This window comes from Nonomuraea antri, assembly GCF_013283785.1.
GTDB lineage: Bacteria > Actinomycetota > Actinomycetes > Streptosporangiales > Streptosporangiaceae > Nonomuraea > Nonomuraea antri.
Window position 1 is genome coordinate 1 of sequence record NZ_JABCPZ010000025.1, and the last position, 12,242, is coordinate 12,242.

Consider the following 12,242-nt stretch of genomic DNA (forward strand, 5'->3'; position numbering starts at 1 on the left):
CCTTGGCGCGCGAGTTCGACCGCGCGACGCCGGAACTCGGGAGGGTGTGGCGAGGGCATGGAGGACATCCTTCCTGATGATCAAGGGTGACCTCAGGTCAAGTGTCCGGAGAACGGGGGGAAGCTCAGTGCGGCCGTCGACGTTCCCATCGCTCAGGCAGAACGCCGGCGGCCGGCCGGCGCCGGCGCAGGCCATGTGGCTCTTGCTGGTCAGCCCGCCGCAGGATCGGCCGAGGGCGTGATCCAGCTCCGCATCTGCCCGGGTGGAGCCCGCCGCGAGCAGCAGGATCGGGCTGTGGGTGATCCAGCACCTGTGTGATGCGGTCGGTTCGGAGCAGACCGAGCTCGGCTCCCGGCTGGGACAGCGCCACCAATCGGCGTGAGGAAGTGGAGATGAGCGACCGTCTCGTACAGCAGTCAGTCAGCCATCACTCGCTCGCGCAGGGCATGGGCGAGGACGGTGAGGAGTGGCTCCAGGCCGGCGTCAGCGCGTGGAGGGCCAGCGCGGCGTGGCCGGGGCCGCCTGTTCGAGCTCCGCCCAGTCGTGCCGTACCGGGGCGAAAACCTCCACCACGACCGCTCCCTCCGGCCCCGCCTGGGCCTCATGGGGAACCTGCGCGAGGATGCGCCAGGTACCGCCGGGCCCGAGGTCGCGAGTCTCCTCGCCCACCCGGAAGGTGACCGTGCCCTGCAGGCACAGGCCGATCTGCTCGTTGACGTGGCGGTGCTCGGGGACGAGGCCGTTGGGAGGCAGCTCGACGACGGCCAGCGTGAGTTGCTCGCCCTGGACCACGCGGGCCAGGACGTCCTTCCAGATCAGGGTGGGCGGGATGACGTTCAGGTGGGTCAGCATCAGACGGCTCCGTACACGGGTGTGGTCCATTCGGGGTGGTCGGCGTTCTCACGGCGACTGATCGCCTGCAGCAGGCGCTGCACGGCGAGCGTCGTCTCGCCCGCGTGCCCGTCTCCGACGGGCCGGCCGTCCACCTCGACGACCGGGGCGACGAGCACGGCCGTGCCGCACAGCAGAGCCTCGTCACAGGCGTAGAGCTCGGAGCGGTGCACGCGCCGTTCCTCGACGAGGGCGCCGGTGGTCTCGCCCAGGAGGTGCGTGACCTGCCGGCGGGTGATGCCGGCGAGGATGTCGTCCGTGGCGGTGGGGGTGACCCAGCGCTCACCGGTCCTGATCAGCACGTTCGAAGTGGTGGCCTCGGCCACGTAGCCGTCGCCGGTCAGCATGACGGCCTCGTCGAAGCCGTTGCGCAGCGCCTCGGTCTTGGCCATGGCGGGACCGACGTAGCTGCCGATCACCTTGGCCCGGTTGGGCACCGCGGCGTCGCCGGTCCTGCGCCAGGCGCTCACCATGCAGCGCACGCCGCGCCGGTCGATGTAGTCGCCCGGCATGGGGGTGGCGGCCAGGTACAGGCGTGTGCCGCAGTCGTGCATCCGGACGGCCAGTTGCTCGTCCGCCTGCAGCAGGAGGGGACGCACGTAGGCGTCGGCGCGCACGTCGTTGCGGCGTAGCAGCTCGATGGTGAGGCGGGTCAGATGCTCCGGGTCGTACGGCAGCTCCAGCCCGAGGATGCGGGCCGAACGTGCCATCCGCTCGTAGTGGGCCCGCGGTTCCAGCAGGTAGAGCTCCTGGTCATCCGGGTTCCAGCAGGCTCTGATCCCTTCGAAGGTACCTGTGCCGTACGAGACCGCGTTGGCCAGGACGCTGAGCCGGGACTCCTTCTCGGGCACGAACGCGCCCTCGGCGTAGACCTCGTCGTAGGGGGTTCCGAATCGCATGCCGCCAGGATGGGTGAGCCCCTTCGTTAAGGACAATCGACAGCTTCTTAAAGAAGGGTTTAGCGTTTCCGCATGCTCGATGTGGCGAGACTCCGGGTTCTGCAGGAGGTGGCCCGCCACGGGTCGTTCACCCGCGCCGCTGCCGCGCTGTCGTACACCACCTCGGCGCTGTCGCAGCAGATCTCCGTGCTCGAGCGGGAAGCCGGGGCCCGGCTGCTCGAACGGCACGCCCGGGGCGTGCGGCTGACGGAGGCCGGCCGGGCGCTCCTGACCCACACCGAGCGGATCATGACGGAGCTGCGTGCGGCCGAGCGCACGCTGGCGGCGATCGGCGCCGGAGCGGGTGGGAGGCTGCGGTTCGGGTCGTTCACGACGGCGAACGCCACACTCATGCCCATGGCCGTACGCGCCTTCCTGCGCGAGCGGCCCGCGGTCTCGGTGGAGCTGGTCGAGGCCGACCGCGACGAGGCTGTGGCCGCGGTCGCCGCGCACGAGCTGGACCTGGCGCTGGTGTACGAATTCCCGATCGTGCCCCTGGTGGTTCCCGCGAACGTCGAGGTGCGCCCGCTGCTCGTCGACCCGTTGCACATCGCGCTGCCGCCGGGCCACCGCCTGACCGGACGCACCCGCATCCGGCTCGCGGACCTGGCCGGCGAACGATGGATCCAGGGGGTGCACCGCGGATCCACGCTCGACGTGCTGCCCCGGGCATGCCGGCAAGCGGGGTTCGAGCCGGTCGTCGCGTTCAGGACAGATGACCAGATGACGGTTAGAGGGCTGGTCGCCGCGGGGCTGGGGGTGGCACTCGCCCCGTTTCTCACCCTTCCCGCGACCGCTCCCGACCTCGTGGTACGCCCGCTGGACGAACCGTCGCTGACCAGGACCGTCATGACCGCCACGCCGGTACAGCAACACCGGCTGCCCGCGGCCGCCGCGATGATCGAGCACTTGCTGTCGGTGGCCGAAGAACTCCGAGGGCTGGACGAACACCGGCCTGTCCGATAAACATTGACTGAGTCAACGTATCCCTTGATTGGGTCAACGATGTTTGCCATGATCCAGACTCTCGACCGGTTTCACGCGTACGTCATGACCGTCATGGCCGGATCGTTCTCCCTCGCCGAGACCCGCGTCCTGCTGGAACTGGCGAGCCAGGACGGCTGCGAGGTCAGGAAGATGCGGCAGCGGCTACGGTTCGACCCCGGCCACCTCAGCCGGGTCCTGGCCCGGCTCGACACCGCAGGACTGGTCGTCAGGGAACGTTCCGGCGACGACCAGCGGTGCCTGCTCGTTCGGCTGACCAGCAGCGGGCGGGCCGCCCTGGGCGACAACGCGCGGACGCTGAGCGACGACGATCGGGCACGGATCACCGCGGCCGTGCGGGCGGTCAGCGGTCCTGCAGGGGAGGAGTGGTGACGCGAATGACCGACGAGCCGGAAACGCACGAAGTCTTCGAGCCGCTCGCGGAGTGGGCCGATCTGGCGGGACGTGTCCCGGAGAGATTGCCTGACCACGCCGTCGTCCCAGGCCGGCCGGTACGGAGGTTCGCCCGCGAGCCCGCGCCCTCCGGCGGATCGCGCGCGGAGGCGGCCGAGGACCTGTATCGGCGCTACTGGACGATGAAGGGCTGCTCGGCACCGCTGGTGCGGGAGTGGACGGGTCACGGCATCGGGACGGAGCTGCTGATCGAGCAGAAGCTGGGGCTGTCAGGCAAGGACCAGATCGAGCGGCACGGCGTGGCGGAGTTCAACCGCCTCTGTCACACCTCGCTCGCGGCGCCGATGGCGCCGCGGGACGTGGAGGCCGTGTGGGGGACGCTGAAGCAGTTGTTCGAGCGCGCTCTGCTGGTCGAGGACGAGCGCGTGTCGCCCTACTGCCCGCGCTGCGGGACCGTGCTCGCCGGCCACGAGCTCGCCAGGAGCTACGAGGAGACCGAGGACCAGGGCCTGTACGTGCGTTTCCCGCTGTTGACCGGCCCGCTGGCCGGCCAGGCCGACCTGCTGATCTGGACCACCATGCCCTGGACGCTGATCCCCGCAACGCTGGCCGTCGTGCGGCCCGATCTGGCGTACGTGCTGGCCGCCGGCGGCAGAGCGGCGGACCGGCCCGTGGTGCTGGCCGTCGGCCGCGTGGCGGCGGCGCTGGGCGAAGGTGCGCGGGTGCTGCGCGAGGTTCCGGTCGGCGAGCTGGTGGGCACGCGGTACCAGGCACCGTTCGACTTCGTGGGGCCGGGGTCGGCGGACGATCCGGACGGTGATCCCGCTTCGTGGCGGTTCGTGGTGGCCGACGGCTTCGTCCAGGCGGACGAGGGCACCGGAATCGTGCACACCGGCGCCGCGTACGGGCAGGACGACATGCGGGTCGCGCGGCGGCACGGCGTGCCGGTGGTGAAGCCGGTCGGCCCCGACGGCCGCTTCGACGCCCGCACCGGCCCGTACGCGGGCCGGTACATCCGCGACGCCGACGGCCTGATCACCGAGCACCTGCGAGCGGCGGGACTGCTGCTGCACGCCCACCCGCACCGGCATGCCTTCCCGTTCTGCGTGCACTGCCGCACGCCGCTGTACTACGCCGCCATGCCGGGCTGGCACCTCGACACCGGCGACGAGAACGGCTGGACGGTGTCTCGTCAACGTTACTGGGGCACGCCGTTGCCGCTGTGGCGCTGCGGCCCGTGCGGGCACACGATCGCGGTTGCGTCCCTGGCGGAGTTGGGGGCGCTGGCCGGGGCCGAGCTGTCCGGGCTCGACCCGCACCGCCCGTACATGGACGAGATCTCTTTCGCCTGCGCGCGCTGCGGCGGCACCGCGAGGAGGGTGTCAGGCGTGACGGAGTCCTGGTACGACGCCGGAGCCCAGCACGCCCGTCACCCCGAGCCGTTCGACCTGGTCTGCGGCTCGCGCAGCTGGCTGTACTCCGTGAACACCGTTGCCCGTCTGGTGTCGGGACGCGACGGTTTCCGGCACACTCTGCGGCTCCCGGCGAGCGTGCGGCACGACGGCGAATCCCACGCGGCGATGTCCGACGCCTTCCGCTGGGCGATGTTCGACGAACCGGACAGCGCCGGCAAGACGCTGCGCACGCTCTGGAACACGGCGGTCTTCTTCGTCACCTACGCCAACCTCGCCCGCTGGACGCCTCGTCCGGCCACCGGCCGCACGGTCATGGACCGGTGGATCCTCGCCCGGCTCGCCGCGACCTGCGCAGGGACCGACGCCGCGCTGTCCGCGTTCGATCCGGCCGCTGCGGCCCGCTGCCTGGCGGTCTTCTCCGACGACCTGTCCAACTGGTACGTGCGCCGCTGCCGCGACCGCTTCGGCACCGGCCGGGACGAGGCGGCATTCGCGACCCTGCACACCTGCCTGGTGACGGCAGCCGGCCTGTTCTCGCCCTTCGCCCCCTGCCTGGCCGCCGAACTCCACGAGAAGCTGACCCGCGCACCCGGCCAGGCCGCACCGGACCCGGCCGGTGTCACCCAGCACCCCGTGCACCTGACGGAGTACCCCCAGCCCGGCGCAGCGGCTCGCGAGGACCAGTTGTGCGAGGCGATGGCGCTCGCGCGTCGACTCACCTCGCTGGGCCGCGAGGCCCGCGCCGCGGCCGGCATCCCCGCCCGGTATCCGCTGCGCCGCGCCATCGTCACCGTTACCGCCGCAGAACGCGCCTCGCTCGACCGGCTACGCGAGATCATCGAGGCCGAGCTCAACGTGAGAACCGTCGAGTTCGGCGACTCGGCGGGACGCCGAGTGACCGTCAAACCGAACTTCCGCGCGCTCGGCCGCGAGTTCGGCCCCCGGACCCCGGATATCGCCGCCGCCATCGCCGCGGCCGAGCCCGGACGGCTGCTCGCCCGGCTCGACCAGGACGGCAGGGTCGAGTTGCAGGGCGCGCCGATACGCCGGGAACACCTCCAGATCGTTGAGACACCGGTTCCGGGGTGGCAACTGTCCGCCGACGGACCGTACGCCGTGGCGGTCGACCTGTCGACCGATCGCGAACTGCGGCTGGAAGGACTGGCCAGGGAGTTCACCCGGCTGGTCAATGACCTGCGCCGGCGTCGTGGATGCAGTCCCGGCGAGCCGGTCGCGCTGGCCGTGAAAGTGCTGCGGGACCCGGATGGCGAGCTCACCGCGTTCCTCGAACGCCACCGGGCCTCCATCGCCCGCGACACCTTCGCGGATCCCTTGAGACTCGACCCCGGCCCATCGTCCGACCCCGCCGGAGCGGAACTCCTCACGGTCGCCGACGGGCGTCTCCACGTGCACCTCGCCCGGCGCCAGGGCGGCCGGTGATGACGGCGGCGAGACTCTGGCATGAGCAGGTCTCATTACCGATCACATCCGCCCAGGTCATGGCCATCTGAAGGTGCGCAGCTCGATCAACTGTTCACGTCCTCCGCCTGGCCGAGGGGATTGTGGGGGAAGGCGGCGAAGGGCGCGGTGGTGAAGCCCTGCCAGTGCATCTCCATGGGGGTGCGGTCTTCGGGGCGGGGGACGTGGTGGAAGGAGACCGCGACCCAGGACACCACGTCGGACAAGCGCTGGTGGTCGGACACGAACTGCCGGACGGTGTCGGTGGGGCAGCCTGCGAGCAGGTTGTCGGAGGCGTAGAGCTCGCACGGGTTGCGCTGTGAGAAGGCCATGTCGTAGCCGTGGCCCGCGGTGGCGTCGTTGAAGATCGTGTAGGAGATCCGGTGGCCGTCGGGGTTGCGGTGCGGGCTGAGCACCCGCCAGAAGCGTCGCGGTGCGGCGCGCCGGGTGGTCTCGTGCGTGAGGGAGGTCCAGGAACCGGTGACGACGGGGGCCTTCGGGCCGGTCCTGCCGGTGAATTCGGCGTTGTACTCCTGGACGGTCTGGGGGCCGCCCAGGTCCCAGCGGATGCGCCAGACCGCGTTGTGGCTGTGGCTCACCGCTCCGCCTGCGGCCGGCGAGCCCCATCTCGGGTCGGTGGAGTGGTCTTTGGGTGACAGGGCGCCGGTCGCGCCCAGCTGCGGGGTGATGGCGCCGTTGTCGGCGAAGCTGTAGACGGTGAGGTACTCGTACCAGCCGACGATCGACAGGGTGCTCAGGTCGAAGCTGTGCCCGCGTGAGGCGGCGTCCCGTCCTCGGTAGCTGCTGCGCCGTCCCAGCCCGGTGTCGCGTTCTTCGGCGCACAGCACCGCGCGGGTCTCGGCGCCGCCGACCGCACCGGTCCCGAAGTCCGGGACGCTGGCGTCGATCCGCTCGCCCGCGCAGTCCACCGCGGTCCGGGCGATCATGCTGCGCCCGCCGAACCCGGCCTCGGTGATGTCCCTCGTGGTGTCCAGCCCGGTGTCGTACGGGACCTCGAGCTGGCCGAGCGTCAGTTCCTTCATGACCGGCAGCGGTTCGCGGCCGGGGGCGAGATAGCGGATCTGGCTGAGCACCAGTCCCGCGTGCGGGTCGATCCGCCAGCACATCTGCCAGGCGCTGCCGGCGGCGAACCGGTGACTGATCGGGATGCCGCCGTCGGCGCAGGTCGCGGCGGCCGGCAGCCCGGTCGAGGGCACCGCGGGGGCGGTGCGGGCCGAGGGCGCGTCCTGGTGGTCGTCCCACAGCGCCGCGCCGGTACCGATCGCGCCGGCGAGCAGCGCCGACAGCACGGCGGACGAGACGATGACGGCCCGCTTGCGCCGCACGACATCAACACCTTCCGTATGGGACCGGGCGACACACGGTGACGGGGGTGTGCCACGGCCAACCGTGGCACACCCCCGCCGAGGTGGAGAGGCGGATTACCGACAGTTGGGAATGGTCACGGAACCCGAGGACAGGCCCAGGTCGAGCCGGGCCGCGACGGTGGCCTTCAGGAAGTTGATCGAGACGGCCGAGGTGAACCGTGCGCTCGGCAGCCGGACACCGGTCGGCAGGACGCACGTCCGGGGCTCCTGGTGGTTGATCTCGACCGAGATCACCTGGTTGGCCATCCGGAAGACCGGCAAGAGCATGTCGGTGACGGTCGAGGTGAACCCGAACTTGACCTTCAGCAGCAGTTCGACGAGGTTGTCACCGTCGGCGGCGCGGTTCGGCACGGCTGCCGCACGAGCCGCCCGGGTGCGCGCGGCACCGGACGCGTGACGGTCTCGCGAGGCGGCGAGGACCAGGTCGGAAGCGGGCTTGAACGCCTTGCCGACCACGCTCAGGCTCTTGGTCAGGGTGGTGAGCAGGGCCGTGGCCACCGGCGCGGCCGCACCGGTGCTGGCGCTCACCGGTTGCGGCATGGAGCCGTCGATGGCCTGCCGCAGGGTGAAGTTCCAGGTGACGTCCATCTTCCCGCCCATGCCGCCGGGGCCGACCGGGCCGGCCCAGCGCAGGGTGAGCCGCACCGCGTCCAGCGAGTCGCTGATCGTGCCGAGGGCGATGTCGGCGGCGTCGTTCATGACGTCGTGGATCGCCTGGGTGACCAGATGGTAGTCCTTGGAGCTGATCAGCTCGGTGTTGGCCGGTTTGTCGTTCAGCCCGCCGGCGAGCTGGTCCAGGTGGACGGTCACCGTGCCGGTGGAGAAGTCGATCGTGACGACCTTGTTGCGCGAGGTCAGCGGCCTGGCGAGGAGCGCCGCAAAGATCTTGTCCCGGGTGTTCGACTGCACGGCCAGCGTCGGGGACGGCACGCCGAGCGGGGTCAGCAACCTCTTCAGCGGGGCCAGGTCGGCCTTCTGACTGACGATCTTCTCGATCTGCCGGTCGACGCCGCCGAGCGCCTGGTAGAGCCGGCTCGCGGCGTCCTTCACCGCGGGGGAGCGGACGAGCAGGCTCGCCTGGCCGACCCGGTACTCGGCCGGCTGGAGCTCGCCGTCGACGAACTTCGTCCGGGACGAGAACGCCCCGAAACTCATGGTCACGTTGTCGACCAGGTTCTGCGGCACCAGTGCCGCGCCGCCGAGGGCCAGCAGGTCCACGGAGAGCGGGCCGGCCTGGTTGGCGGCGTCGCCGAGCGTTCCGGCGGCCGCGTCCGTGTCGGTCGCCCCGGACGCGGCGGAGCGGCTGCTGACCGTCGACGCGAGATCGCCGAGGTTCAGGATGCTGCTCAGCGGGACGCCGCCGCCGCCGATCGGCACCGACGTCGAGCCGAGCTCGACGTCGCGCACGGCGCCGGTGTTCGTGCCGGGGTCGCCCGGATACGTGGCCGAGCTGCCGCCGAGCGTCAGCAGCGGCTTGCCGTCGGCGGAGAGAACCAACGGCGCCGCGGTCGCCGTGCTCACCGGTGGTGAGTACTCGGCGTGCGCGGCTCCCGCAGTCAGCGCGACGCTCAGCACCAAGGCCGCCGCCGCGGTACGGGACTTCCAGAAGTCAGACATGGGTCCACCGTGGCAAGGCCGCCGATCGCCGTCCCCATCGACAGATGATCTTGGAGAGTCTTTACCCGAAAATCAGCGCGACCGCCCGACTTCCCCGTCCCACCTCTTCACTCACATGAGCCTCGGTGACTGCCTCGCCGGCAGCGCCACGACAGGAACTGCTCCAGGCGGCCGACCCGCGCTTCATCATCGGCAAACCCGCCGGCTGCCTCGTGGCCGACTGGCCGTAGAAGGGACGCGGCGCGTCGTGATGAACCCTGCGATCGCCGCCCTCCTCCCGCCGGTCTGCCGTACCGAACCGCCCGGCAAACCCCTGCCGGAGGCAGCACAATGTCTTCGCCGAGGCCAGGAACCTGCCTCGGTCATGTCGCTGATGCCCCTGATCAACATCGCCCGGCTGCTGATCCGCGAAGGGACGGCGAAGCCGCCTACGAGATGCTCGACCAGCTCTACCGTGCCGCCCAGCGTGATGATCAGCGCGCCGGACCGGCGCGAGTGGACGGCACAGGCGCGCCCCGACTGTCCCGGGCGCCGGCCAGTACGAACGAGACCGTGGCGAGCCTCTGACCTGCCCACACGCCTGTTCTGCAATGAATTCAGCGCTCGGCGATGATCTCGCGGAGTTCACCCGGGCGTCCTGGATGTACGGCTTCCGCGAGAAGGCACAGCCGGTTGCCCGATTCGGTGAACCACGGTGCGGGCAGGGCGAACAGGTCGGGGCTGCCGCCCTTCATCATGGGGCGGGTCTCGCCGGGGAGCCACATGCGGCCGACGAGGTGCCCGTTGAAGAACGCTGTCACCTTCAGGTCGGAGCCCACGAGCCGGCCTGTCCAGCTCCGTCCGTGCAGGTGATCCACCTCCACCTGAAGCCAGTGCAGTTCACCTGGCGGGAGCCGCACCGGCAGCGCGGCAGGGTGCGAGGCGGCAGTCTGGGCGGCTCGCCACAGGTCCTGCTCCTCGGCGAAGGCCGCCGTCCACGCGGTCGCGCGGGTGCCTTCCAGGAAGGTCACCTCTCCGGCCGCTTCGGAGTGCAGGCGCCGCAGGGTCAGTTCGATCCTGGCCTCCCCGCCGGGTCTGAGGGCAGGGGTGATGTCGACGAACGGATCGTGCGGGTTGACCGGGCCGAACGAAACGTCGTTGACGGTGACTTCCACGTGGGCCTGGAGGTCTTCGAAGCGCAGCACCCAGGTGTCGGCCTGCTCGGACGTCGAGCGGACGTGGGTGTAGCGGGCCTCGTGGGGTTGGCGTGAGGTGATCCAGCCGCCCCAGCCGGCGTACGGGCTCGGTGTGCCGCCGATTCCGTGGCCGGCGATGCGCCACGTGGACAGCCGGTGGATCGCGGTGATGGAGGTGGCCGCGTCGAAGCCGCGCAGGGAGCCGAGCCGGAGTGCGGGCAGGCGGGGGTCGTCGAAGTTGGAGTGCCCCCAGATCTCGGTACGAACCTCCAGCCGGCCGCCGTCGTGCCGGGGGAGCAGGGCGAAACCGCCTCCGGGGGTGACCGTGCCGAGATAGTGGCCGTCCGTGTAGGCGGACAGTACGTCGCCGGCGCGGTGCAGGAGGAGCGCCAGGCCGGGTTCGCTCCTGGCGGTGTAGAAGGCGTAGCCCCGGTAGGCGCCCAGGCGCTCGGGGCGGGTGGGTTCAGTTCCCAGTACCCGCGGCGCATCCGCTCCCGTCGCGGCCTCTCGTCCGCAGGCGATGGCTTCCAGGTCGACAGGAGTGCGAATGCTTTCCGCGTCCGGCGCCGTCACGTCGGCGCGGGGGAGGAAGGTGAGGAGCAGGTCGCCGACCTTGGCGCGTTCGGTGGTGCCGCCGCCCGGGTGGAAGACCGTCCGTTCGCCGTCCTCGCCGACGAGTACGACGATCGACGGGCCGTCGCAGGAGAAGACCAGCTCGCTGGAGTCGGCGCGGATCAGTTCGGCGGTCGACACCTCCAGGCGGTGGCCGGCGATCGGCAGGTCCAGCAGGACGAACGGGCAGCTTCGGGCTCGTACGCCCACCTCGATCTCGCCGAAGCCAAGGCTTTTCACGCGGGCCGCACCGTCGTGGTCGCCGGGGTTGGCCAGCGCGAGCAGGATGCCGCCGCCGTCCAGGGCCAGGGCGCGGGGGCCGCCGTCGGGGAGCGGGAAGTCGGCGGTCACCGTCAGCTGGTCGGGCTGGACGGGTTCGGCTCCGGCCAGGGCCGGCCCGAGTGCGGCGATCATGGCGGCCAGCAGGCGTGCCTCGCCGTGCTCAGGACGGGCCACCCCCGACGGCGACAGGTAGCCGCCGAAGTCGTAGTCGCTGGTCAGCAGGGCCAGCGGGGAGCCCCAGTTGTTGACCGCGTTGGTGAACCCGAAGTCGTTGCCCGACGCCTGCAGGTAGGGCCCGATCAGCCGGGCGCCGGTGGACAGCAGCCGCCGCAGGGTGACGTGCGGCCGGTTCGTCTCGGTGATCAGCAACGGTTCGCCGCGCTCGGCCAGGTGCCGCTGGTACGCCTCGACGACGGTCTCGATACCGAGCGAGGAGTCGTCGGGGTAGAAGTTGGCCGCGGCCAGCACCCCGTCCGTCTCTCCCGAAGCCCGGGCCAGGTCGCCCTGCCCGGCGCAGGCGACCAGCGGCACGCCGATCCCGTGCTCCAGCGCCATGTCGCGCAGCGCGGCGATGTACCCGGCAGGGTCGTCGCAGTCGAAGAAGTCCAGTTCGTTCTCCACCTGAAGGAGGATCACGGCCGGGCTGTCTCGCAGGATCGGCAGGATTCGGTCGAACCAGCGGCGCACCTGAGCGAGGTAGAGCGGCTCGTTCTGGCGCAGCCGGAGGCCGTCGGTGAGTGGCAGCCAGGCAGGCAGGCCGCCGCCGTCCCACTCCGAGCAGATGTAGGGCCCCGGCCTGGCCAGGACCATCAGGCCCTCCTCGTGCGCCATGGCGAGGAACGCGGCGGCGTCCCGCTCTCCGGCGAAGTCCCACTCGCCAGGTGCGAGCTCGTGGTGGTTCCACGGGAAGTAGACGTCGATGCAGGTGTAGCCGGACTCGCGGACGGCACGCAGGCGGTCCCGCCATTCGCCGCGCGGGATGCGGAAGTAGAACAGGGAGGCGCACAGCAGCAGCCGGGGCTCGTCGCCGATGAGGATCTGGCCCTTGGCGATGCGGACGTTCAGCGG

8 protein-coding genes and 1 pseudogene are annotated in these 12,242 nt (G+C 71.0%); 3 read left to right on the forward strand and 6 right to left on the reverse strand.

From position 1 onward, the window contains the following. Positions 1 to 144: 144 nt before the first annotated feature. From HII36_RS56480 to ilvE, 3 genes and pseudogenes are all read right to left on the reverse strand, one after another. A pseudogene (locus tag HII36_RS56480) lies at positions 145 to 246 on the reverse strand (IS5/IS1182 family transposase); the annotation flags it as partial. 237 nt (positions 247 to 483) lie between these two features. Then, complete coding sequence (locus tag HII36_RS11190; RefSeq protein ID WP_173523050.1) at positions 484 to 852, reverse strand: cupin domain-containing protein; 369 nt, start codon at positions 850 to 852, stop codon at positions 484 to 486. Continuing rightward, a complete protein-coding gene (gene ilvE / locus HII36_RS11195; RefSeq protein ID WP_173523051.1) occupies positions 852 to 1,790 on the reverse strand; it encodes a branched-chain-amino-acid transaminase in 939 nt (312 codons plus the stop codon). Before ilvE ends, HII36_RS11190 begins: the two co-directional genes overlap by 1 nt. Positions 1,791 to 1,862: 72 nt before the next feature. Between ilvE and HII36_RS11200 the strand changes: the two genes are divergently transcribed. The 3 genes from HII36_RS11200 to HII36_RS11210 are packed head-to-tail and all read left to right on the forward strand — an operon-like array spanning position 1,863 to position 6,082. Further along, positions 1,863 to 2,795 (forward strand): LysR family transcriptional regulator, encoded by a 933-nt coding sequence (locus tag HII36_RS11200; protein WP_173523052.1) that lies wholly within the window; start codon positions 1,863 to 1,865, stop codon positions 2,793 to 2,795. A 48-nt stretch (positions 2,796 to 2,843) separates the two neighbouring features. Further along, positions 2,844 to 3,206 carry a MarR family transcriptional regulator gene (locus HII36_RS11205; RefSeq protein WP_173523053.1) on the forward strand — a complete coding sequence of 121 codons (363 nt, stop codon included), beginning with the start codon at positions 2,844 to 2,846 and terminating at the stop codon, positions 3,204 to 3,206. Between the two features lie 5 nt (positions 3,207 to 3,211). Continuing rightward, entirely contained in the window at positions 3,212 to 6,082 is a 2,871-nt protein-coding gene (locus HII36_RS11210) for a DUF5915 domain-containing protein (protein WP_236003389.1), read from the forward strand. Between the two features lie 86 nt (positions 6,083 to 6,168). Here the strand turns inward: HII36_RS11210 and HII36_RS11215 are convergent, their stop codons facing one another. The 3 genes from HII36_RS11215 to HII36_RS55625 all read right to left on the reverse strand — a co-directional run bounded on the left by HII36_RS11215 (position 6,169) and on the right by HII36_RS55625 (position 12,239). Continuing rightward, on the reverse strand, positions 6,169 to 7,446 hold the full coding sequence (locus tag HII36_RS11215) for a copper amine oxidase (RefSeq protein ID WP_173523055.1): 1,278 nt from the start codon (positions 7,444 to 7,446) through the stop codon (positions 6,169 to 6,171). Positions 7,447 to 7,542: 96 nt separating this feature from the next. Beyond that, positions 7,543 to 9,105, reverse strand: a complete 1,563-nt coding sequence (locus tag HII36_RS11220; protein ID WP_173523056.1) for a choice-of-anchor G family protein — start codon at positions 9,103 to 9,105, stop codon at positions 7,543 to 7,545. Between the two features lie 596 nt (positions 9,106 to 9,701). Continuing rightward, the gene (locus tag HII36_RS55625) at positions 9,702 to 12,239 is read right to left on the reverse strand and encodes a beta-galactosidase (protein WP_217369402.1); all 2,538 of its coding nucleotides are present in this window, start codon (positions 12,237 to 12,239) and stop codon (positions 9,702 to 9,704) included. Positions 12,240 to 12,242: the final 3 nt, after the last annotated feature.